The 23,892-nt window shown below is 51.2% G+C and carries 21 protein-coding genes; 16 read left to right on the forward strand and 5 right to left on the reverse strand.

The annotated features are described in order from the left end of the window. The first annotated feature begins 40 nt into the window (after positions 1 to 40). From U0008_RS06255 to U0008_RS06270, 4 genes are read left to right on the forward strand one after another with little or no spacing between them, the layout of a single operon-like run. Positions 41 to 988 carry a YbgA family protein gene (locus U0008_RS06255; RefSeq protein WP_043491869.1) on the forward strand — a complete coding sequence of 316 codons (948 nt, stop codon included), beginning with the start codon at positions 41 to 43 and terminating at the stop codon, positions 986 to 988. An 18-nt stretch (positions 989 to 1,006) separates the two neighbouring features. Beyond that, entirely contained in the window at positions 1,007 to 2,437 is a 1,431-nt protein-coding gene (gene phrB / locus U0008_RS06260; protein ID WP_043491872.1) for a deoxyribodipyrimidine photo-lyase, read from the forward strand. Between the two features lie 38 nt (positions 2,438 to 2,475). Beyond that, on the forward strand, positions 2,476 to 3,456 hold the full coding sequence (locus U0008_RS06265) for an MBL fold metallo-hydrolase (RefSeq protein ID WP_043491874.1): 981 nt from the start codon (positions 2,476 to 2,478) through the stop codon (positions 3,454 to 3,456). Between the two features lie 31 nt (positions 3,457 to 3,487). Beyond that, a complete protein-coding gene (locus U0008_RS06270) occupies positions 3,488 to 4,231 on the forward strand; it encodes a type 2 GTP cyclohydrolase I (protein WP_040045718.1) in 744 nt (247 codons plus the stop codon). Between the two features lie 78 nt (positions 4,232 to 4,309). Here the strand turns inward: U0008_RS06270 and U0008_RS06275 are convergent, their stop codons facing one another. From U0008_RS06275 to xapA, 4 genes are all read right to left on the reverse strand, one after another. Continuing rightward, positions 4,310 to 4,645 (reverse strand): zinc ribbon domain-containing protein YjdM, encoded by a 336-nt coding sequence (locus U0008_RS06275; RefSeq protein ID WP_025800696.1) that lies wholly within the window; start codon positions 4,643 to 4,645, stop codon positions 4,310 to 4,312. 240 nt (positions 4,646 to 4,885) lie between these two features. Continuing rightward, positions 4,886 to 5,821: a LysR family transcriptional regulator gene (locus tag U0008_RS06280; protein ID WP_051874094.1), complete on the reverse strand. Its 936-nt coding sequence runs from the start codon at positions 5,819 to 5,821 to the stop codon at positions 4,886 to 4,888. Positions 5,822 to 5,899: 78 nt separating this feature from the next. Beyond that, complete coding sequence (tsgA, locus tag U0008_RS06285) at positions 5,900 to 7,114, reverse strand: MFS transporter TsgA (RefSeq protein WP_043491876.1); 1,215 nt, start codon at positions 7,112 to 7,114, stop codon at positions 5,900 to 5,902. A 198-nt stretch (positions 7,115 to 7,312) separates the two neighbouring features. Further along, on the reverse strand, positions 7,313 to 8,149 hold the full coding sequence (gene xapA, locus U0008_RS06290) for a xanthosine phosphorylase (protein WP_043491878.1): 837 nt from the start codon (positions 8,147 to 8,149) through the stop codon (positions 7,313 to 7,315). 303 nt (positions 8,150 to 8,452) lie between these two features. On the opposite strand from xapA, the gene pxpB reads away from it, so the two are divergent. The 4 genes from pxpB (at position 8,453) to nei (ending at position 11,617) form a co-directional block, all read left to right on the forward strand. Further along, positions 8,453 to 9,109, forward strand: coding sequence for a 5-oxoprolinase subunit PxpB (pxpB, locus tag U0008_RS06295; RefSeq protein ID WP_043491895.1), 657 nt, complete (start codon positions 8,453 to 8,455; stop codon positions 9,107 to 9,109). Further along, positions 9,103 to 10,032, forward strand: a complete 930-nt coding sequence (pxpC, locus tag U0008_RS06300) for a 5-oxoprolinase subunit PxpC (protein WP_043491881.1) — start codon at positions 9,103 to 9,105, stop codon at positions 10,030 to 10,032. Before pxpB ends, pxpC begins: the two co-directional genes overlap by 7 nt. Further along, on the forward strand, positions 10,025 to 10,759 hold the full coding sequence (pxpA, locus tag U0008_RS06305) for a 5-oxoprolinase subunit PxpA (protein WP_043491884.1): 735 nt from the start codon (positions 10,025 to 10,027) through the stop codon (positions 10,757 to 10,759). Before pxpC ends, pxpA begins: the two co-directional genes overlap by 8 nt. A 66-nt stretch (positions 10,760 to 10,825) precedes the next feature. Then, the gene (gene nei, locus U0008_RS06310) at positions 10,826 to 11,617 is read left to right on the forward strand and encodes an endonuclease VIII (protein WP_025800703.1); all 792 of its coding nucleotides are present in this window, start codon (positions 10,826 to 10,828) and stop codon (positions 11,615 to 11,617) included. A 121-nt stretch (positions 11,618 to 11,738) separates the two neighbouring features. On the opposite strand, the gene U0008_RS06315 is transcribed toward nei, so the two are convergent. Then, positions 11,739 to 13,019, reverse strand: coding sequence for a citrate synthase (locus U0008_RS06315; protein ID WP_025800704.1), 1,281 nt, complete (start codon positions 13,017 to 13,019; stop codon positions 11,739 to 11,741). A gap of 762 nt (positions 13,020 to 13,781) precedes the next feature. Here U0008_RS06315 and sdhC point away from each other — a divergent pair. The 8 genes from sdhC (at position 13,782) to sucD (ending at position 23,790) form a co-directional block, all read left to right on the forward strand. Next, positions 13,782 to 14,183, forward strand: a complete 402-nt coding sequence (sdhC, locus tag U0008_RS06320; protein ID WP_025800705.1) for a succinate dehydrogenase cytochrome b556 subunit — start codon at positions 13,782 to 13,784, stop codon at positions 14,181 to 14,183. Continuing rightward, positions 14,177 to 14,539, forward strand: a complete 363-nt coding sequence (gene sdhD / locus U0008_RS06325) for a succinate dehydrogenase membrane anchor subunit (protein ID WP_025800706.1) — start codon at positions 14,177 to 14,179, stop codon at positions 14,537 to 14,539. Before sdhC ends, sdhD begins: the two co-directional genes overlap by 7 nt. Before the next feature lies 1 nt (position 14,540). Then, positions 14,541 to 16,322: a succinate dehydrogenase flavoprotein subunit gene (sdhA, locus tag U0008_RS06330; RefSeq protein WP_043491886.1), complete on the forward strand. Its 1,782-nt coding sequence runs from the start codon at positions 14,541 to 14,543 to the stop codon at positions 16,320 to 16,322. A 51-nt stretch (positions 16,323 to 16,373) separates the two neighbouring features. Continuing rightward, positions 16,374 to 17,090 carry a succinate dehydrogenase iron-sulfur subunit gene (locus U0008_RS06335; protein ID WP_025800708.1) on the forward strand — a complete coding sequence of 239 codons (717 nt, stop codon included), beginning with the start codon at positions 16,374 to 16,376 and terminating at the stop codon, positions 17,088 to 17,090. A 451-nt stretch (positions 17,091 to 17,541) separates the two neighbouring features. Further along, positions 17,542 to 20,349, forward strand: coding sequence for a 2-oxoglutarate dehydrogenase E1 component (gene sucA, locus U0008_RS06340; protein ID WP_025800709.1), 2,808 nt, complete (start codon positions 17,542 to 17,544; stop codon positions 20,347 to 20,349). A 60-nt stretch (positions 20,350 to 20,409) separates the two neighbouring features. After that, positions 20,410 to 21,624 (forward strand): 2-oxoglutarate dehydrogenase complex dihydrolipoyllysine-residue succinyltransferase, encoded by a 1,215-nt coding sequence (gene odhB / locus U0008_RS06345; protein ID WP_043491888.1) that lies wholly within the window; start codon positions 20,410 to 20,412, stop codon positions 21,622 to 21,624. Between the two features lie 130 nt (positions 21,625 to 21,754). Further along, a complete protein-coding gene (gene sucC, locus U0008_RS06350; RefSeq protein ID WP_025800711.1) occupies positions 21,755 to 22,921 on the forward strand; it encodes an ADP-forming succinate--CoA ligase subunit beta in 1,167 nt (388 codons plus the stop codon). Beyond that, positions 22,921 to 23,790, forward strand: a complete 870-nt coding sequence (gene sucD, locus U0008_RS06355) for a succinate--CoA ligase subunit alpha (protein WP_025800712.1) — start codon at positions 22,921 to 22,923, stop codon at positions 23,788 to 23,790. Before sucC ends, sucD begins: the two co-directional genes overlap by 1 nt. Positions 23,791 to 23,892: the final 102 nt, after the last annotated feature.

A 23,892-nucleotide genomic window follows, 5' to 3' on the forward strand; every position in this document is an offset into this window, starting at 1 on the left:
AAGTGCACAACCCATAAATATCAATAAATAGAGGTGCGCGATGTCAGATAAAATACCCGTTGGTGTGAGTGCCTGTTTGCTGGGCGAAAATGTGCGTTTCGATGGCGGCCATAAACGATTACCGTTTGCGGTGGATGAGCTGTCACCCTTTGTGCGCTTCGAAGCCGTGTGCCCTGAGATGGCGATTGGTTTACCGTCGCCACGCCCAACCCTTCGTTTGATCAAACAGGGCGATGATGTGGCTTTGGTTAACAGCCGCGATGGGGAAGGGGATGTGACGCAAAAAATGCGTGAGTTTTCCAAACAGAAAGTGGCGAGCCTTGAACATCTGTGCGGCTATCTGGTCTGTGCGAAATCGCCCAGCTGCGGCATGGAAAGAGTGAAGGTGTATACCGAGCATGAAGCGCGTAAAAGTGGGGTTGGGATTTTCACCCAGCAGCTGATGGCGCATATGCCTTGGCTGCCGGTAGAAGAGGACGGCAGGTTATATGATTCTGAACTGCGAGAGAATTTTGTTGAGCGTATTTACGCGCTACACGAGTTTAACCAGCTTTGGAAAAACGGTTTAACCCGTGGTGCGTTAGTGGCCTTCCACAGCCGCTATAAGCTCTCACTGCTGGCTCATTCACAGCCGGAATATCGCGAACTGGGGCGTTTTGTTGCGGCGATGGAGCAGTGGGAATCCTTAGATGAATACGCGCACGAATACCGAAATCGTTTTATGGCTTTGCTCAAGCATAAAGCCTCGCGCCGTAATCATACCAACGTGTTACAGCACGTTCAGGGCTATTTCCGTCGCCAGCTCACCAGCAGCCAGCGGCAGGAGTTGGCCGATTTGATCCTGCGTTATCGGCAGGGAACCCAACCGTTGTTGGCTCCGATCACGCTGCTACGCCATTATCTCAAAGAATATCCAGACAGCTATTTAGCCGGGCAACGTTATTTCGACCCTTATCCTGAAGTACTGCGTTTGCGGTATGGCCACTAGCATTGACAAGGACGTGTAATGACTGCCACACATTTAGTTTGGTTTCGTAACGATCTACGGATAACGGATAATCGTGCGCTGCACGCGGCCTGTCAGGATGTTCACGCTAAGGTGATCGCGGTTTATATCGCGACGCCTGAGCAGTGGCAGCAGCATGATATGGCGCCGCGTCAGGCGGCGTTTCTTCAGCAAAATCTGCACTGCCTAGACGCCTCGCTAGCAGGAAAAAACATTCCTCTTTTCTCTCATCAATGCGCTGATTTTGCCGAGAGCGTTGAGTGGCTCAGTGATTTTTGCCAGAAAAACGACGTCACCGACCTGTTTTACAACCGCCAATATGAACTGAATGAGCGACGGCGTGACGACCGTGTTGGTGAGTTACTGCAAGGAAAGTGCAGGCTGCATGCCTTTGATGACAGTTTGCTTCTGCCACCCGGTAGCGTGGTGACCGGTAGCGGCGAAATGTATAAGGTGTTTACTCCCTTCCGTAAGTCTTTCTTACAACGCTTAACCCATTCAGATGCACGCTGTTTGCCTGCCCCCAAACCAAGAGCGGGTAACGCTGAACGGCTGCCGATAGTGTCTTTTGATTATCCCTTCGAGCAACCCGACCCGTCACTATTCCCTGCGGGAGAAGACGCCGCGTTACAGCGTTTGCGGAGTTTCTGCCGAGAACGCGTGCAGGATTATCAGCAGCAGCGTGATATTCCCGCTATTGATGGCACGAGTTGCCTGTCGCCTTATTTGGCTATCGGCGTGCTGTCGCCACGTCAGTGTTTTAACCGGCTTTTGGCTGAGTGTCCGCAAACGTTGGAAGACGATCAAAGCGGCGCCTTTGTTTGGCTCAATGAGCTGGTTTGGCGCGAGTTTTATCGCCACCTGCTGGTGGCTTATCCCAAGCTCTGTCGACATAAGCCGTTTATTGCGTGGACGGACAATGTGCGCTGGAGCGGTGACGCCGATCATTTAGCGGCATGGAAAGCTGGGAAAACGGGTTTTCCGGTTGTGGATGCTGCGATGCGGCAATTAAATCAAACGGGGTGGATGCATAATCGACTGCGCATGATTGTCGCCAGCTTTTTAGTTAAAGATCTGTTGATAAACTGGCGAGCGGGAGAGCGCTATTTTATGTCTCAACTGCTGGATGGGGATTTGGCGGCGAATAACGGCGGTTGGCAGTGGGCGGCATCTTCGGGAACCGATGCGGCCCCCTATTTTCGTATTTTTAACCCGACCACGCAGGGCGAGCGTTTTGACAAAAAGGGCGATTTTATTCGTCGTTGGCTGCCTGAGCTTGCGGATGTACCAGACAGTGATATTCATCACCCCCATCAATGGGCGATTAAACAAGGTCGCGTGTTAGACTACCCTGAACCACTGGTGGATCATGCCGTTGCACGTAAGCAAACCCTTCAAGCGTTTGAAGAGGCTAAGCGAGGCGCGGGCTGATATTTCCAGCCGCTTTTACTGCAAGGAGCACATAACAAATGCGAAAGACACTCATAGCTGTGGTGCTGGCGGGCTATTCCGCATTTACCTGGGCCAGTTTTGACGTAGTGGCGTTAGGCACTCAGGGAGGATTATCGGGAGATAACCTGACCTCCTACCTTATTCGCACCGAGGGGGATGCCAGATATATCGCGTTAGATGCGGGGAGCACTTTACCCGGCATTGCGAAGGGCATTGAAAAAGGGAGTTTCCCGGACGTCACCCCAGAAAAAGCTGCACCGCTCACGCCGCAGGGCTACATTTTTCGTGAGCAGATTAACGCCTATTTCATCAGCCACCCTCATCTGGATCACGTTGCTGGTCTGATTTTGGGGTCACCGGATGATAAAAAGAAGACTATCTATACCCTCGCCGACAGCGCGAATACGCTGCATAACCACTATTTCAACTGGAAAAGCTGGCCAAACTTCAGCGATGCAGGCAACGGTGAACGATTAGGTACCTATCGAATTAATTCGCCGCGCGTCGGTCAGACCTTTACGCTAGGCGTAACGCCGATGCGCGGGGTGATCTACCCGCTGAGTCATAATGGAACGGCATCGTCGATGCTGTTGATCAGCGCACGTGGAGAGTCTTTTGCCTACTTTGGCGATACCGGCGCTGATGCCGTAGAACGCTCTAAAAATCTGGATGCGATTTGGCGTGTTTTGGGGCCGCTTATCCAGCAAAAAGCGCTAAAAGGGATGATTATTGAAACGTCCTATGATGACGCGCAGCCAGACAATAAACTGCTTGGACATCTGACGCCAAAATTACTGCTTTCCGAGCTGACTCAGTTGGAGAAATACAGCGGCGGCGCAGGTTCGTTGAAAGATTTGCCGATTGTGATTAGCCATATTAAACCCACGCTGGTGGCGGGGAAGGATCCGCAAGCGTTGATTCAGCAACAGCTGAGCGCAGGGAATTCATTGGGCGTGAAGTTTATGTTTATGCAACAGGGCGACAAAGCCGTTTTCTAATGATTAATCAAAATTTTTGTGACTAGACACTATGAATAATATTGAACTGGAAAAACTGCTCGATCAGCATCTTAGCGTTAATGATTTCCGTGACTATGCACCCAATGGTTTGCAGGTTGAAGGGCGACAGGAAATTAAAAAAGTCATTACCGGTGTGACCGCCTGTCAGGCGCTACTCGACGCCGCCGTGGCAGAGCAGGCCGATGCTATTTTGGTGCACCACGGCTATTTCTGGAAAAACGATGCGCCAACCGTGCGCGGTATGCGTCGTCATCGTTTGAAAACGCTGCTGATTAATGACATTAACCTGTATGGCTATCATTTGCCGTTAGATGCCCATCCGGTGCTGGGCAACAATGCGCAGCTGGCGCGCGTGATGAAAATCAAGCCATTAGGGATGATCGACCCTTTACTGCCTTACGGTGAGTTTGAGCAACCGATGAGCGCAGGTGAGGTGATTGGCCGTTTGGAGCGTAAGCTGCAGCATGCCGTGCTACACAGCGGAGACAATGCGCCGCAGGAGATCCGTCGCGTTGCGTGGTGTACCGGCGGTGGTCAGAGCTATATTGAGCAGGCCGCTGAGTTTGGCGTTGACGCGTTTATTAGCGGTGAGGTTTCAGAGAAAACCATTCATATCGCGCGTGAGATGGGGCTGCATTTCTTTGCGGCGGGCCATCATGCGACAGAGCGTGGTGGCATTCGTGCGTTAGGCGAGTGGTTAGCGGCGGAACATGGATTAGATGTGAAGTTTATTGATATCCCTAATCCAGCGTAATGCAGTAATGCAGTAATGCAGTAATGAAAACACTCCGTTGCTATCGGTATTTGTCTGATAACAACGGAGGTAAGAATATTAGCTCTTTTTCACAAACTCAGATTTCAGCTTCATTTGGCCGAAACCGTCGATTTTACAATCGATGTTGTGGTCGCCTTCAACCAGACGAATACCCTTCACTTTGGTGCCGATCTTCAGCATAGACGAGCTGCCTTTTACCTTCAGATCTTTGATTACGGTGACGGAATCGCCATCCACCAGCAGATTGCCGTTGGCGTCTTTCACCACCAGTTCATCGCTTTCTTCTGCCGGTGCGCTGTCATTCCATTCGTAAGCACATTCAGGGCAAATGTACATATCGTTGTCCTGATAGGTGTATTCAGAGTTGCACTTCGGGCAGTTTGGTAATTGCATGCTAAGGTCGCCTTTAACAGAAAATAATAAAATGCAGCACTGCTATGGTGATGATTGACACCCACGGTCTTGGTGTGGTCTCAAGGACGTAGAGCATCTAACAGTGATTCCGCAGGGCGGATCTGCAAAGCGCGCGATCATACAACTTTTGACCAATATCGAAAATGATTTATGTTAAAAAGATCGCAATTAGAGTGCTTCTTATAACCTAAATAGCGTAAAGAGTCTATTTTCTCGCCGTTAGGCTGCAATGTGTCCCAATGCCTGTAGAAAGGCGTGCGCAATAGGTGATTGCAGTTCTCGATGGTAGAGCGCATAGAGATCGGCGGGGATTTGCTGTTTTAGAGGAACAAACGTCACGCCTGGCCAGTGAATTAGCGAGCAGGTTTCCGGTAATAGCGCGATACCCAAGCCTGCGCTGACCAGCGCCAACACCGTTTGCGGCTCCATGGCCTGTTGGGCAATGAGCGGATAGAAACCGGTTTGCACGCAGTAATCATAAAGCTGTTGGGCAAAATCGCTGTGGCTGAATGAGAGCGAGATAAACGGGCGTTCGGCAAGCTGCATGAGGTCGAGGCTAGGGAACTGGCATAAAGGATCGTGCTCGAGCAACGCAACCATGACCGATTCGCGTGCAATATGCTGATAGCAAATATTGGGCGTGGACTCTACGGCTACATTTCGGTTGATGCCGATATCAATGGTGTGCTGCATGATCTGCTCAATTTGGCGCTGCTGTGGCAGCTCGTGCAACGTCCACGTGGCGTGGGGATAATCCATGCGAAATGATTTTAGCGCGGGTAGCAGTGCGCCCCACAGCGCGGTGCCGATAATACCGATATTCAAATGCTGGTTTTCATTACGCCCGATCTGACGCACATAATTCAATGAGGTTTCGGTGGCACTCAAAATGCGATCGACCTCGGTCTTGAGCACGCGCCCAGCGTGCGTTAAAGCCACTTTTCGGCTGTTACGTTCGAGTAGCTTCACCTCAAGAATATCTTCCAGCTCTTTAATCTGCGTGCTGAGCGGCGGCTGGGAAATGTTCAGCAGCGCAGCGGCGCGGCCAAAATGCAGCTCATCCGCCAATACCTGAAAATAGCGCAACATACGCAGACTGATACGGCCGTTGCTGTGTCCGTGATGGGGGAGTTGAGAAATGGGCGTGGTTGGCATGAGGCACCTGAATGAAAAAAGGCAGTACTGCATGATGCAGACCGCCTTGGAGGGAGTCAAATCATCAGAAAAATATCGTTAGGCCGAGGCTTGGGTTGCTTTGGCATGAGAGATTTTTTCAGCACGGCTGAGTGCGATGGCGGCCAATAACGCAATCAGCAACAAACCATACGAAATTGCCGCGGTGCCTAATGCCCAATGCAGCCCGAAGTAGGAATTCATCAGCGATGACACGGTTGCAAACATCAATGTGCCCACGGTGCCACAGGTGAGCAAGGCAGAGATAAGGGTTGGCGGGCTGTTGCGTACCTGAAGCGAACCATAGCTCATCAATCCAGAGAATAATCCGGAGTTAAAGAAGCCAAATACACCGCAGGCGACCATGATGAGCTGGGTATGTGTGCTGGTGGTAATCACTAAAATGGAGGCCATTCCGATCAGCGCGCAAACCAGCAGGAAGGTGCGTAGCTTCATTAACTTCACGGTGAACTGGTTAACGAACAGCCCCGTGGCTTTCGCCCACCAGTAGCAGGCCGTGAACAGCGCAGCGTTTTCCGGCGTGATGTGGAAGCGATCTTGCAGATAGGTTGGTGTCCATAGCGTGAAAATAGGTTCAGCCAATAAGAAAGCGAACAGCGCAAAGCAGAGCAGATAAATAGCGGCTCCCCAAGGTTCTGCCGTGGTTTGGACGGCGTGCGTTGAGGTTTCAGCCGGTGCTTCGGTGGTCGGGAAGCGGCTGCGCAAGGTGATGGACAACATTAGGGCACCGATTGCGCCCATAATCGCATACATGGCTAACCAGTTAGCACCGAGTTTAAACATCCAGGCGAGCACGACCGAGAGCGTTGCTCCCGCTAAGCTGAAGAAAAAGTCGGTAAAAATCAGGCTGGAAGAGCGTTTTTTCTCTTCAGGATTGATACGAACCACCAAATAACTACCGATAGTCATAAATACGCCACCACAGGCACCAATCAAGGTGACGGCAAGGCTAAATACGGTAAGCGTTGGGCTAACAAATAGCAGGATACTGACGATCATGGTGATGGCAGAGGCGATCACCAATGGCTTTTGCAGACCCCATTTTTTCATTAGGATACCGCCGAGCATGATCGGTAGGAACATCCCCAGATTCATCAGCGTAAATACCTGACCGATGAAGCTATAGTCTTTATGAAATGCATCGCACAGCGGGCCAAGTACGATACCTAAGGTAGAAACCAGTGCGCCCACAAAGTAGTAGCTGAGGTAGGAAATCGCGTTCATATTCACGCGAGAGAAAGATGACTCTGTCATAGCGAAACTCCAAGCCGGAGAATGAATAAGGCGGGCTTATGCTGTAATACTTCCGCTGAAGTTCGATTTTAGGGGGAATCGTAGGGATGGGGTCGTAGCAGCTTTAGCTGCCGGAGCGCCCCACCCTGCGGTAGCCCCCGTGTATCTCGATCAATTAAACGTTCGCATTACGTTTATGCTGCCCGCTATTGGCCTAAATTACTGCGCATAGCCCGCAACAAATGTACCGATCAGGCGGACAAAATCGTCGGTCACCATGGCGGCGCATTTCAGCGTTTGTTCGTGCGAAAGCTCAACGTCGCTCAGGCCTTCAGCCATGTTGGTGATGGCGGAAACCGCCAACACTTTCAGGCCGCAGTGGCGAGCTGCAATCACTTCAGGCACCACCGACATGCCTACCACGTCGCCGCCGATCATTTGCATCATGCGAATTTCTGCAGCGGTTTCGAAGTTAGGCCCCGGATAGGAAACGAATACCCCTTCGTGCAGTTTTAGTGATAAAGACTCGGCGGTTTGATGTAAGCGGCTACGCAGGTCTGCGTCATAGGCGTTGGCGAGGCTGAAGAAACGTGGGCCAAAGCGTTCATCATTGGGGCCAACCAGCGGCGTAGAAGGCATGGTGTTAATGTGATCGTTGAGTGCCACCAGACTCCCTGCGGGAATACCCGTATTCAGAGAACCGGCCGCGTTGGTGCAAAACAGGAATTCGCAGCCCAGCAGTTTGAAGGTGCGTACCGCTGGCGTCATGATCCCCATACCTTTGCCTTCATAGAAATGGCCGCGGCCTTTCATACAGACAACGTCTACGCCGTTGATGGAGCCCAACACTAACTCTCCTGCATGGCCGACGACGGTGCTCACGGGAAAACCAGGCAGATCCTGATAGGAAATAGCGACTTTGTTATCAAGCTGGTCGGCAAATACGCCTAAACCAGAGCCGAGAATGAGCGCGATGCGGGGTTTGAATCCGGGCTTAGCCGCGCGAATGATCTCTGCGGCATGAAAAGGAAAGTTATCACAATGTGAGAAAGACATAGTCGACTCCAGAACAGGAAAGGTATGCCCGCATTGTGTGTATGGCTTCGATTGGCAATCCAATATTAAAAATGCTTTGATTGATACGAAAATCGAATCGATAGCGCGTTTAGGCATTTTATATTTCAGATTCAGCGGATTGTGAAAGTAGCGAGGAAGAGGTGCTTGCAGACGGGTGCCAACTCAAATTGCCATTCTGTGATCGGAATCTCATCGGGGGATTCATTGACGGCAGTGTTGTCTTTGCGCATAAGTTAACGTAGTGATTGATTATTTGTGGGTGAAATCCATTGGGAGGCGGTCTTGCAAAAAGCACGATGTTATCTGTTAGGTGAACGCGCGGCGGTGTTAGAACTTGAGCCCCCTTTGTCTTTAGAGAGTCAAAAGCGTATTTGGTCGTTAACCACGCGCCTGCGCGAGTATCCGAACGTAGCGGAAGTCATTCCCGGCATGAACAACATTACGTTGTTGCTATCGGTACCGCAGGCCGATCCGGTTGAAGCGCTAGAAAAACTACAGCAATGGTGGGAAGAGAGCGAGTCTGCCCAACCCGAGGTGCGCCACATTGATATTCCTGTGATCTATGGTGGAGCAGAGGGGCCTGATTTAGAAGACGTGGCTCGATTACATAATCTGACCGCGCGTCAGGCGGTAGAGATGCACAGCAGCGCCGAATATGTGGTCTATTTCCTCGGTTTTCAGCCGGGATTTGGCTATTTGGGCGGTTTGCCTGAGGCGTTGCATACGCCACGGCGCGCCGTTCCCAGAGTTAAAGTACCGCAGGGCTCGGTGGGTATCGGCGGCAGCCATACCGGCGTTTATCCGTTAGCGTCTCCCGGTGGTTGGCAGATTATTGGCAATACGCCGCTGGCGTTATTTGATCCTCAGGCTTCGTCATCAACCTTGCTACGTCCCGGTGATAGCGTGCGCTTTGTACCGCTGAAGGAGGGTGTATGTTGAAAATTATTCGTGCGGGTCTACAAACGACGGTTCAGGATCAAGGGCGTCATGGTTTTCGTGGCCAAGGCGTGAGTCTAGGTGGTGCCTTGGATGCACCGGCGCTGTATGCAGCGAATATCTTGGTGGGAAACAAAGGCACTGACGCAGGGCTTGAGATCACCCTAGGTGAATGTACGGTGGAGTTTGCCCGTGATGGCTGGATGGCATTAACCGGCGCGGGGTGCGATGCCTATCTGGACCAGCAGCGTGTTTGGACCGGCTGGAATTATCCGGTTCGGGCAGGACAGCGTTTGGTGTTACACCGCCCTAAGCGCGGCATGCGCAGCTATCTTGCCGTTAGCGGAGGGATTGATGTGCCCGAAGTGTTGGGATCGCGAAGCACCGATCTCACCGGTGGTTTTGGCGGATTGGAAGGGCGGAAATTAAAGGATGGCGATAGCTTGCCTTTAGGCGATATTCGCTTTGTGCCGAAAAAATCGCAGGGTATCAAGCAACTGCTTTTCAGCAACTATATTCGCGTATTACCGGGGCCAGAGTTTCAGGAATTTAGCCCGCAGGAACAGGATTTTTTCTGGCGTACACCGTGGCATCTGAGTCCGCAAAGTAATCGTATGGGCTATCGCTTAACTGGACATTCGTTGAAGCGTGAGAGTTCACGCGAGATGTTTGCGCATGGTTTATTACCCGGCGTTATTCAGGTGCCTCACGGCGGCCAGCCGATTGTGTTGATGGCTGATGCGCAAACCACCGGCGGATATCCGCGTATTGCCTGTGTGATCGAAGCCGATCTCTATCATTTGGCACAGATCCGCCTAGGTGAGCCGATTCACTTTATCCGCTGCACGTTGGCACAGGCCCAGCAGGCTTATAAAGAGCAGAAAATTTATCTGCGCCAGCTTGAGCGAGGGATTCAGGGTGATTGATCTCAATGCGGATTTAGGCGAAGGCGGGGCGAATGACTATGCGCTGTTAAAGCTGGTTAGCTCAGCCAATATCGCCTGTGGATACCACGCCGGTGATGATGCGACCATGCGACAGTCGGTGATTTGGGCCAAGGAATTGGGCGTCGCTATCGGCGCGCATCCGAGTTTTGCTGACCGAGAAAACTTTGGCCGCGGACGTCAAAATCTGTCTCCTGATGAGGTTTATCAGTTGGTCACTGAACAGCTTCATGCGCTTAATCGGCATTGTCTGGCACTGGGTGCCACCCTGCGGCACGTTAAACCCCATGGCATGCTCTACAACCAAGCGGCGGTTGAACCTGCGCTGGCGCATGCCATTGCGCGTGCCGTGCTGGATTTCAACCCCGCACTGCGTTTGGTTGGTCTGGCGGGAAGCGCGCTGATAAGTGAGGGGCAAGCCTTAGGCTTAACCACATGGCAGGAAGTTTTTGCCGATCGCAACTATCAGGCTGATGGATCTTTAGTTCCGCGCAGTGAACCCGATGCGTTAATCATCGACGACCAACAGGCACTGCGGCACACCCTGATGATGGTGCAGCATCATCAGGTAGTTACCCCTCAGGGGGATATCGTGCCTGTTCAGGCTGACACCGTGTGTTTGCACGGCGACAATGCGCATGCGTTGGATTTCGCACGTTTATTACGCACCCATTTTTCACAGCAAGGGATCAAGGTCAGCGCCGAGTGACGTTTGGCACGCTATGCCGAACGCGCTATTCTGGCCCTAGGTTCTAGCCAGATAAAGAGAGTTCAGATGCCAGAAGGCCCAGAGATTCGTCGCGCTGCGGATAAGCTCACCGATGCCGTAGTGGGCAAAACGCTGACCGAGGTGTGGTTTGCGTTTCCGCAGTTAAAGCATTATCAATCACAGTTGGTTGGCGAAAAAATAGAAGATATTGAAACGCGTGGTAAAGCGCTGCTGACACACTTTTCCAATGGTTTAACCATGTATAGCCATAACCAGCTTTATGGGGTGTGGAAAATCGTTGATGCGGGCGAAACGCCGGATACTAAGCGCGATCTGCGTGTGCGTCTTGAGACTGAAGATAAAGCCATTTTGTTGTATAGCGCGTCAGATATCACCATTGCACCGCGTGAAGAAATTGCGCAGCATCCCTTTTTACAGCGCGTTGGACCGGATGTTTTAGATTTGCGACTGAATGCGGCGCAGGTCAAAGAGCGTTTGATGCAGCCAGCGTTTCGCCGCCGTCAGTTTGGCGGGTTATTGCTGGATCAGCGCTTTTTAGCGGGCTTAGGTAACTATCTGCGGGTTGAGATTTTGTGGGATGCCGAGCTGGCTCCAACGCACAACGCTCAGTCGCTGCGTGAAGATCAGCTTGAGCACTTATCTCATGCGCTGTTGGATATTCCTCGCCTTTCGTATAACACCCGTGGAACGATGGATGACGATGTGCATCATGGCGCACTGTTTCAATTCAAAGTCTTTCACCGCGCCGGTGAACCTTGCCTGCGCTGCGGCGAGATGATTGAGAAAACGATGATTTCGTCTAGACCGTTTTATTGGTGCCCGAATTGCCAGCGGTGATGGTTGGGAATAATACGCCGTCCCAGCCCTCCCCTTGGTAGGGGAGGGAGCAGATCGGAACATATTCTCGGTATGCTTATCCCCCTGAAAAGGGGGAGACTGGGAGGGCGTTTTAGCGAAATTATTTTTTCAACTGAGACTCAAACGGACGTTTGTCGTAACCGGTGTACAGCTGACGAGGACGCGCAATTTTAATGCCGTCGTCGTGCATTTCGTTCCAGTGGGCAATCCAGCCCACGGTACGTGCCATAGCGAAGATAACGGTAAACATGGAAGACGGAATACCCATGGCTTTCAAAATGATGCCTGAGTAGAAGTCGACGTTTGGATACAGTTTTTTCTCGATGAAGTACGGGTCGTTCAGCGCGATGTGTTCCAGCTCCATCGCCACTTCCAGCAGGTCATCTTGCAGGTTCAATTCTTTCAGCACTTCGTGACAGGTTTCACGCATCACGGTAGCGCGTGGGTCATAGTTTTTATAAACACGGTGACCGAAGCCCATCAGGCGGAACGAGTCGTTTTTGTCTTTGGCACGACGAACAAACTCTGGGATGTGATCAACTGAGCTGATTTCTTCCAGCATTTTCAGTGCCGCTTCGTTTGCGCCGCCGTGCGCAGGTCCCCACAGCGAGGCAATACCCGCAGCGATACAGGCAAACGGATTAGCGCCGGAAGAGCCCGCGGTACGAACGGTTGAGGTTGAAGCGTTTTGTTCGTGGTCAGCGTGCAGGATCAAAATACGATCCATCGCGCGCTCAAGAATTGGGTTGACCACATATTCTTCACATGGCGTTGAGAACATCATGTTCAAGAAGTTGCCGGAGTAAGACAGGTCATTCCTCGGATAAACAAACGGTTGGCCGAGTGAATACTTGTAGCACATCGCCGCCAGCGTTGGCATTTTAGACAACAGACGATAAGCCGCAATCTCACGATGGCGCTCGTTATTAACGTCTAAGGAGTCATGGTAGAATGCCGCCAGAGAGGCGGTTACACCGCACATCACCGCCATAGGGTGAGAGTCGCGACGGAAACCGTGGAACAGGCGAGTAATCTGTTCGTGGATCATGGTGTGGCGCGTGACCGTGGTTTTAAAGGTTTCGTACTCTTTTGGCGTTGGTGCTTCGCCGTAAAGCAGGATGTAGCAAACTTCCAAATAGTTGGAGTTTTTTGCCAGCTCATCGATAGGGAAACCGCGGTGTAGCAGGATGCCTTCGTCACCGTCGATATAGGTGATTTTAGATTCGCAAGAGGCCGTGGAGGTAAATCCTGGGTCAAACGTGAAGTAGCCTTTTGAACCGAGGCTACGAATATCAATCTCATCCGCGCCCAACGTGCCCGAAAGTACATCAAGTTCAATTGTTTCGGAATCGAGCGTCAGCGTCGCTTTCTTGTTAGCCATTACAGTCTCCTTAGCGCCTCTAGATTTAAGAACCATTAACGACCGACACCGTTAGTGTGTACCAGCCTCCCTGTTAGCGGTTCTTCGCGCTCTGTTGACCACCGTCGAATGTCGTGGGGGTCTTAAATTATAGGGTACAGAGTGCAATTTATCCTGCTAACGGCCAGTTTGTCGTTCGACGACTACTCGCTCGTCGATGTTTAGAATGTTAATGATTCGTTGGTATTCTTTATAACATAATTAATTATTGCCTACGCTAAACCTATGGGTATTCACATATCCCACTGTTGCATAACTTTGCATTGGGGGAAAGAGTTTGCTCATCAATAGTACAACGTAGGTCTATTCGCCACCCTGTTGTAACGGAAATGTTGATTCCTTGTCAAATCATGTAATTAATTTTGACGTATTTGTTACTTTCGTGACTCATGTCACTGTTCCGGTCAAATGTCTTTAATCAGGTTGTATTCGAATTGTAATCAAATTGTGATACTTCTATACTGCCGCCAGGTCTCCGGGACTTATTGTTTTTTAGGGTTGTACCCTCTAAGAAACTGCCCTGAAGTAGGAGCACCCAGCGTGAATATGAAGCGCGCCGTTTTAGCACAGTGGAAGCTGTAGGCGTGTGACGTGAAGGATTACCCAACTTATTGGGTTGCGATAGGTGAACGCCGAAGCAACTTTAATCAGACAGGTAAAGCGCTGCTTGACCCCGCCCAGGCCCGGAGGAAGGAAAAATAATAAAAGAGCTGTGTGGGCGCTATGATAAAAAATGTCAAAAAGCTTTCAAAAAAACAAAGACCCGTCAATCTGGATCTGCAAACGATCCGATTTCCCGTCACTGCGATAGCCTCCATATTACACCGCGCTTCAGGTGTGATTACCTTTGTATCACTCGGTATTCTGCTTTGGTTACTGGGACTTTCCCTCTCTTCTCCAGAAGGGTTTGTTCAGGCCGCAGCGGTTATGGATAGCTTTATCGTTAAATTCATCGTGTGGGGGATCCTCACCGCATTGGCGTACCACATTTGTGGTGGTATTCGTCACATGCTGATGGATTTTGGCTACATCGAAGAGAGTTTCGCCGCAGGTAGTCGCACAGCTTATGTTTCATTTGCGATCACCGTCGTACTTTCTATTTTAGCTGGAGTCCTCGTATGGTAACCCCAAACTCAAAAACCAGTGCATCAGCCTTAGGCCGTAATGGTATTCATGATTGGTTACTGCTGCGTGCGGCGGCCATCGTTATTACCTTATATGTCCTCTACATTCTCGGTTTTATCTTCACCGCAGATTCCCTGACCTATGAAATCTGGCGCGGATTCTTCGCCTCTAACATCACTAAAGTCTTTACCGTGCTCACGTTGGTATCCATTTTGGCTCACGCCTGGATTGGTATGTGGCAAGTGTTAACGGATTACATTAAACCGCTGGCATTACGGCTGATCCTTCAGCTCGTTATCGTTGTCGCGCTGGTGGTTTACTTGGTTTACGGAACATTAGTTGTGTGGGGTGCCTAACATGAGTCAGTCAGTTAGTGGTCTTGAAGTAAGAGAATTTGATGCTGTTGTTATCGGTGCGGGTGGCGCAGGTATGCGTGCCGCGCTGCAAATTTCCCAGATGGGACTGTCTTGCGCCCTGTTATCTAAAGTATTCCCAACGCGTTCTCATACCGTATCCGCTCAGGGCGGCATTACGGTTGCACTGGGTAACACCCATGAAGATAACTGGGAATGGCATATGTATGACACGGTGAAAGGCTCCGACTATATCGGTGACCAAGACGCCATTGAATATATGTGTAAAACCGGCCCAGAGGCGATTCTAGAATTAGAACACATGGGACTGCCATTCTCGCGTTTGGACGATGGCAAAATTTATCAGCGCCCGTTTGGTGGCCAGTCTAAAAACTTTGGTGGCGAGCAAGCGGCACGTACCGCAGCGGCGGCTGACCGTACCGGCCATGCGCTATTGCATACGCTTTATCAGCAAAACCTGAAAAACCACACCACGATTTTCTCCGAGTGGTACGCGCTGGATCTGGTGAAAAACCAAGACGGTGCCGTGGTTGGGACAACGGCTATCTGTATCGAAACCGGTGAAGTCGTTTACTTCAAAGCAAAAGCCACTATTTTGGCGACCGGCGGTGCGGGGCGTATTTACCAGTCAACCACTAACGCGCATATCAACACCGGTGACGGCGTGGGCATGGCGCTGCGTGCTGGGGTTCCGGTGCAGGATATGGAAATGTGGCAGTTCCACCCAACTGGTATCGCCGGTGCGGGGGTTCTGGTTACAGAAGGTTGCCGTGGTGAAGGCGGTTATTTGCTGAATAAACACGGCGAGCGTTTCATGGAGCGCTATGCGCCAAACGCGAAAGACCTTGCAGGTCGTGACGTGGTTGCACGCTCCATCATGATTGAAATTCGTGAAGGCCGTGGCTGCGATGGTCCTTGGGGCCCGCATGCCAAACTGAAACTGGATCATCTGGGCAAAGATGTGCTTGAAGCGCGCTTGCCGGGGATCTTGGAACTGTCGCGTACCTTTGCGCACGTGGATCCGGTGAAAGAGCCGATCCCAGTTATCCCAACCTGCCACTATATGATGGGTGGGATCCCAACCAAAGTCACCGGTCAAGCATTAACCGTGAATGAGAAGGGTGAAGACGTCGTGATCCCTGGGTTGTTTGCGGTTGGCGAAATTGCCTGCGTATCGGTCCATGGGGCTAACCGTCTAGGCGGTAACTCACTGCTCGACCTCGTGGTATTTGGCCGTTCTGCTGGCCTGCATTTGCAAGAGTGCCTGACCGAGCAGGGTCCAAGCCGCGATGCGAGCGAATCTGATATCGAAGCTTCACTGGATCGTATGAATCGTTGGAACAACACCCGCAGCGGTGAAGATCCGGTTCAAATCCGTAAAGATCTCCAGTCTTGCATGCAGCACAACTTCTCGGTATTCCGCGAAGGTGATGCGATGGCGAAAGGCTTAGAAGAGCTGAAAGTGATCCGTGAGCGTCTGAAAAATGCGCGTCTGGACGATACTTCTAGCGATTTCAACACCCAACGCGTTGAGTGCTTGGAATTGGATAACCTGATGGAAACTGCTTTTGCGACCGCAGTTTCAGCGAACTTCCGTACCGAAAGCCGTGGCGCACATAGCCGCTTCGACTTCCCAGATCGTGATGACGCTAACTGGCTGTGCCATAGCCTGTATCTGCCGCAAACCGAGAGCATGACACGCCGCAGCGTGAACATGGAACCTAAGTTACGTCCGGCGTTCCCGCCGAAGATCCGTACTTACTGATTGTTCCATCAATCACTCGGTTAGTTACCCATTTTTTGCGGAGAAACGGTCATGAAAGTAGAGTTTTCTGTATATCGCTATAACCCGGACGTCGATAACGCGCCACGGATGCAAGATTATACCCTAGAGGCCGAAGAAGGCCGCGACATGATGCTGCTCGATGCGCTGATTTTGCTTAAAGAGCAAGATCCAACGCTGGCCTTCCGCCGCTCTTGCCGTGAAGGGGTTTGCGGTTCTGACGGTGTAAACATGAACGGTAAGAACGGACTGGCCTGTATCACGCCGGTTTCAACCCTACAGCGTTCAGGCAAAAAAATTGTGATCCGTCCGCTACCAGGTTTGCCCGTCGTGCGCGATCTGGTGGTCGATATGGGGCAGTTTTACACTCAATACGAAAAAATTAAGCCTTATCTGCTTAACGACGGTAAAAATCCTCCGGCACGTGAGCATTTGCAGATGCCGGAACAGCGTGAGAAGTTAGATGGTTTGTACGAATGTATTCTTTGTGCATGCTGTTCAACCTCATGCCCATCGTTCTGGTGGAACCCGGATAAGTTTATCGGCCCAGCGGGGCTACTGGCATCGTATCGTTTCTTAATCGACAGCCGTGACACCGAAACCGATAGCCGTTTAGACGATTTAGACGACGCTTTCAGCGTATTCCGCTGCCACAGCATTATGAACTGCGTCAATGTGTGTCCAAAAGGCTTGAACCCGACCCGTGCAATTGGTCATATTAAGTCTATGTTGCTTCACCGCAGTGCTTAAGGCTTACCCCGTCATACTTCAAGCTGCATGGGTGTTGGCTGCGTTTGTTCACCCTAGTCACATAGTTATCTCTGTGACTAGGGCTTCACAAACTTGCCGCCTAAATGCAACTCGAATTATTTAGGGGATATTTATTTAAAATTCCAGCGCTTAGCGTTGGATTTATGCGAACCTCTCCCTCCTTGAAAAGGGAGGATGAGAGGGGTTGCAATAGGTAGTACTAAGACGCAAGACACATTTTTGCAACAGGTGATGTATCTTCGTCACAAAAAGCACATAGAGTCATCTGACGATAGGTGCAATTACTATAAGATAGTTACGGTAAAGTAATTGCGATGTATGTAATTACGATAAATGTTTTTAATAACACTCGGTTGGATGCGAGCATTTGTTAAAAGCATGATGTTTATCACGGCGAAAACTAAAGCTGAAAACAGCTTAAGGGATCATGATGCAGAACGGCGCAATGAAGGCCTGGCTGGATTCCTCCTATCTGGCGGGCGCAAACCAGTCCTACATAGAGCAGCTCTATGAAGACTATCTCACCGATCCTGACTCGGTGGATCTGAGCTGGAAGGAAATTTTCCAACAGTTGCCGACGATCGGCCTGAAATCGGAACAATTCCACTCTCAAACACGAGACTACTTCCGCCGTCTGGCGAAAGACCCGTCCCGGTTTAATCTCTCTCTAAACGACCCTGATACGGATGCTAAGCAGGTCAAGGTGTTGCAGATGATCAACGCCTTCCGTTTTCGCGGTCATCAGCAAGCCAATCTGGATCCATTAGGTTTGTGGAAGCAGGATGCGGTGCCCGATCTGGAACCGTCCTACCACAACCTGACCGAAGAAGATTTTGATCAGACGTTCAACGTTGGTTCTTTTGCCATCGGCAAAGAGACAATGAAGCTGTCCGATCTGTATCAGGCGCTTAAGCAGACTTATTGTGGTTCCATCGGTGCAGAATATATGCACATCACCAACACGGAAGAAAAACGTTGGATTCAGCAACGTTTGGAATCTGTTGTCGGTCAGCCTTCCTTTACTCAAGAAGAAAAACAGCGTTTCCTGCGTGAGTTAACCGCAGCGGAAGGGCTGGAGCGCTATCTGGGAGCAAAATTCCCTGGCGCGAAACGCTTCTCACTGGAAGGCGGCGACGCGTTGGTGCCTATGCTCAAAGAGCTGATCCGCCATGCGGGTAAAAACGGTACGCGTGAAGCCGTTCTCGGGATGGCGCACCGTGGCCGCCTGAACGTGCTGATTAACGTGTTGGGTAAAAAACCGCAGGATCTGTTCGACGAATTTGCCGGTAAACATAAAGAACACCTCGGTGCCGGTGACGTTAAGTACCATATGGGCTTCTCGTCTGACGTTGAAACCGAAGGCGGTTTGGTGCATCTGGCGTTGGCGTTTAACCCGTCGCATCTGGAAATTGTGAGCCCTGTGGTCATGGGGTCGGTACGTGCCCGTCGCGATCGTCTGGACGAAGCGCGTAGCAACATGGTTCTGCCAATCACCATTCACGGTGATGCGGCAATCGCAGGCCAAGGCATTGTGCAGGAAACGCTGAACATGTCTCAGGCGCGTGGTTACGAAGTGGGCGGTACTGTTCGCATCGTTATCAACAACCAAATCGGGTTTACCACCTCTAATCCGAAAGACGCGCGTTCAACTCAGTACTGTACTGACATCGCGAAAATGGTTCAGGCGCCGATCTTCCACGTTAACGCGGATGATCCTGAAGCCGTTGCCTTTGTAACGCGTTTGGCCCTCGATTTCCGTAACACCTTTAAACGTGATGTGATGATCGATCTGGTGTGCTACCGCCGCCATGGTCATAACGAAGCTGATGAGCCAAGTGCAACCCAGCCGGTTATGTACCAGAAAATCAAAAAACATCCGACCCCGCGTAAAATTTACGCTGATAAGCTGACCGAGCAGAGCGTTGCCTCTCTCGAAGATGCCACGGAAATGGTTAACCTGTATCGTGACGCGTTGGATCGCGGCGAGTGTGTGGTGGACGAGTGGCGTCCGATGAACATGCATACCTTCACATGGTCTCCTTACCTGAACCATGAGTGGGATGAAGTTTATCCAAGCACCGTTGAGCTAAAACGCTTGCAGGATTTGGCTCGTCGTATCAGCCGTGCACCAGAATCGGTTGAAATGCAGTCGCGTGTGGCCAAAATTTATGGCGACCGTGCCGAGATGGCTGAAGGTAACAAACTGTTTGACTGGGGCGCGGCTGAAAACTTGGCCTACGCCACCTTAGTGGATGAAGGTGTTCCAGTACGTATTTCTGGCGAAGACTGCGGGCGTGGTACGTTCTTCCACCGCCATTCAGTGATTCATAACCAGAAAGATGGCTCCGTGTATATTCCGCTAGAAAACGTGCATAACGGCCAAGGTGATTTCAAAGTTTGGGACTCCGTGCTGTCTGAGGCCGCTGTTTTAGCCTTTGAATATGGTTACGCCACCGCAGAACCTCGCACGCTGACCATCTGGGAAGCGCAGTTTGGTGACTTTGCCAACGGTGCGCAGGTGGTGATTGACCAGTTCATCAGCTCCGGCGAGCAGAAATGGGGTCGTCTGTGTGGTTTAGTGATGCTGTTGCCACATGGCTATGAAGGCCAAGGCCCTGAGCACTCCTCTGCACGTTTAGAACGCTATCTGCAACTGTGCGCTGACCAGAATATGCAGGTTTGTATTCCGTCTACGCCGGCTCAGGTTTATCACATGCTACGTCGTCAGGCGCTACGCGGAATGCGTCGCCCTTTGATTGTGATGTCGCCTAAATCCTTGCTGCGCCATCCGTTAGCGGTATCTTCTCTGGAAGAGCTAGCAAATGGCAGCTTCCAGCCGGTGATTGGCGAGATTGATGAAATCGATCCAAAAGATGTTAAGCGTGTGGTGATGTGTTCCGGTAAGGTTTACTACGACCTGTTGGAACAACGTCGCAAAAACGAACAGAAAGACGTGGCGATTGTGCGTATCGAACAGCTGTATCCATTCCCTCACCAGGCGATTCAGGATGCATTTGCCCCTTATGCCCACGTACACGATTTTGTCTGGTGTCAGGAAGAACCACTGAACCAAGGTGCTTGGTACTGTAGCCAGCATAACTTCCGTGAAGTGATTCCTTTTGGAGCATCGTTGCGTTATGCGGGGCGTGCGGCATCGGCTTCGCCGGCTGTGGGTTATATGTCGGTTCACCAGAAACAGCAGCAAGATCTGGTTAACGACGCGCTGAACGTGGAATAAGAGTCTGGGCGCATAAGCGCCCAGTTCTGCAAAAAAATTGGTTATAAAAAAGGATATAGCATGAGTAGCGTAGAAATTCTGGTCCCTGACCTACCTGAATCCGTTGCCGACGCTACGGTTGCAACGTGGCACAAAAAACCGGGCGATACCGTTGCCCGCGATGAAGTGATCGTTGAAATCGAAACCGACAAAGTTGTTCTGGAAGTGCCAGCGCCGGAAGCCGGCATTATGGATGCCATTCTGGAAGAAGAGGGTGCAACCGTACTTTCTCGCCAGCTGTTGGGCCGTTTGCGTCCGGCTGATGTTTCCGGCAAACCGACCACTGACAAAGCGCAATCGTCTGAATCAACACCGGCCTCACGCCATACGGCGGATCTGGAAGACGGTAGCAGTGATGCACAAGGCCCAGCCATTCGTCGCCTGTTAGCCGAGCATTCTCTGAATGCCGCTGACATCAAAGGCACCGGCGTGGGTGGCCGTCTGACCCGCGAAGACGTTGACAAACATTTAGCTTCAGCACCTAAAGCCGCCAAAGCGGCTGAGCCAGAAGTACCAGCCGCCGCTCCATTAGGCGCTCGTACTGAAAAACGCGTTCCGATGACCCGCCTGCGTAAGCGTGTGGCTGAGCGTTTGCTGGAAGCGAAAAACAGCACCGCGATGTTGACGACCTTTAACGAAGTCAACATGAAGCCAATCATGGACATGCGTAAGCAGTACGGCGAAGCGTTTGAGAAACGCCACGGTGTGCGTCTGGGCTTTATGTCTTTCTACATCAAAGCGGTGTTGGAAGCGCTGAAGCGTTATCCAGAAGTGAACGCCTCTATTGATGGCGAAGATGTGGTTTATCACAACTACTTCGACGTCAGCATTGCGGTGTCCACGCCACGCGGCTTGGTAACGCCAGTGCTGCGCAACGTTGATACGTTGGGTATGGCTGACATTGAGAAAAATATTAAAGAACTCGCGGTGAAAGGTCGTGATGGCAAACTGAAAGTTGAAGAACTGACCGGCGGTAACTTCACCATTACCAACGGCGGCGTATTTGGCTCACTGATGTCTACTCCGATCATCAACCCACCGCAGAGCGCGATTCTGGGCATGCACGCGATCAAAGATCGTCCGATGGCGGTGAATGGTCAGGTTGTGATCCTGCCAATGATGTATCTGGCTCTGTCTTACGATCATCGCCTGATCGATGGACGCGAATCCGTAGGCTTCTTGGTTACGGTGAAAGAGATGCTGGAAGATCCGGCCCGTCTGCTGCTGGACGTATAAGCCAAGTCTCCTCCCCGTGCTCCTTTCAGGTGTGCGGGGGATGGAGAACCCCTACTGAAGTAAAGACGCTATGCACTGATTCGCTAACAGCGGGTCATATCCACAAATATAATTAAATGGATAGAACATCATGAATCTACACGAATATCAGGCCAAACAACTGTTTGCTCGGTATGGTCTACCGGCACCGGTCGGTTATGCCTGCACCACACCTCGCGAAGCAGAAGAAGCAGCATCCAAAATCGGTTCCGGCCCGTGGGTGGTGAAATGTCAGGTTCACGCTGGTGGCCGCGGTAAAGCGGGCGGCGTTAAGCTGGTTAAATCTAAAGAAGAGATCCGTGCTTTTGCTGAGAACTGGTTAGGTAAGCGTTTAGTGACTTACCAGACAGATGCGCTGGGTCAGCCGGTTCACCAGATTCTGGTGGAAGGCGCAACGGATATTGATAAAGAGCTGTATCTGGGCGCGGTTGTCGATCGTGGCACACGTCGCGTGGTGTTCATGGCATCCACCGAAGGTGGCGTGGAAATTGAGAAAGTGGCTGATGAAACGCCACACTTGATCCATAAAACTGCACTTGATCCACTGACTGGCCCACAGCCTTATCAGGGGCGTGAGCTGGCATTCAAACTGGGTTTGACGGGCAAACAAGTCGGTCAATTCACCAAAATCTTTATGGGCCTGGCGACGCTGTTCCTTGAGCGCGATCTGGCTTTAGTTGAGATTAACCCGCTGGTTATCACCAAGCAGGGCGATCTGATTTGTTTAGACGGCAAACTGAGCGCTGACGGCAATGCGCTGTTCCGCCAAGCTGAACTGCGTGAAATGCGCGATCCTTCTCAGGAAGATGCGCGTGAATCTCAGGCTGCACAGTGGGAACTGAACTACGTTGCGCTAGACGGCAACATCGGTTGCATGGTGAACGGTGCTGGCTTAGCGATGGGTACCATGGACATCGTTAAATTGCACGGCGGCGAACCCGCTAACTTCTTAGACGTTGGCGGCGGTGCAACCAAAGAGCGTGTGACTGAAGCGTTTAAAATTATTCTCTCCGATGAGAAAGTGAAAGCGGTGCTGGTTAATATCTTCGGCGGCATTGTGCGCTGTGACCTGATCGCTGATGGGATTATCGGTGCGGTAGCTGAAGTGGGCGTTAACGTACCGGTTGTGGTGCGTTTAGAAGGTAACAACGCTGAGCTGGGTGCGAAAAAACTGGCTGACAGCGGTCTGAATATTATTGCAGCGAAAAGCTTAACGGATGCTGCGCAGCAGGTTGTTGCTGCCGTGGAGGGGAAATAATGTCCATTTTAATTAATAAAGATACCAAAGTGATCTGCCAAGGTTTTACCGGCAGTCAGGGCACCTTCCATTCTGAACAGGCTCTAGCCTACGGTACTAAATTAGTTGGCGGTGTTACGCCAGGTAAAGGCGGCACCGAACATCTGGGTCTGCCAGTATTTAATACCGTGCGTGAAGCAGTTGAAACGACAGGTGCAACGGCGTCGGTTATCTATGTCCCTGCGCCTTTCTGCAAAGATTCCATTCTGGAAGCGATTGATGCAGGTATTAAGCTGATCATCTGTATCACTGAAGGCATCCCGACTCTGGATATGCTGGTGGTGAAAGCGAAGCTGGAACAGAGCGATGCTCGCATGATCGGTCCAAACTGCCCAGGCGTTATCACTCCGGGTGAATGTAAGATCGGTATTATGCCTGGTCACATCCATCTGCCGGGTAAAGTGGGTATCGTGTCTCGTTCTGGTACCTTGACCTATGAAGCCGTTAAGCAAACGACAGATATCGGTTTTGGCCAGTCTAGCTGTGTCGGTATCGGCGGCGATCCCATCCCAGGCTCTAACTTCATCGATATCCTGAAACTGTTCCAGGAAGATCCGCAGACTGAAGTGATTGTGATGATTGGTGAAATCGGCGGTAACGCTGAAGAAGACGCTGCTGCATACATTAAAGAGCATGTGACTAAGCCTGTAGTCGGCTATATCGCGGGTGTTACTGCGCCTAAAGGTAAACGTATGGGCCACGCAGGCGCCATTATTGCTGGTGGGAAAGGTACTGCGGACGAAAAATTTGCAGCGTTGGAAGCAGCAGGGGTGAAAACCGTACGCAGCTTGGCCGAAATTGGCAACGCCGTGAAAACAGTATTGCGTTAAGTCTTGTTCAAACATCACGTTTGAACGCTGTTTGTTGAAAGAAACAGAAAAGTTTCGACATGTTGGGTCACTTCGGTGGCCCTTTTTTATACCCTGAGCAAC

Source organism: Hafnia alvei (assembly GCF_034424155.1).
Taxonomy (GTDB): Bacteria; Pseudomonadota; Gammaproteobacteria; order Enterobacterales; family Enterobacteriaceae; genus Hafnia; species Hafnia alvei.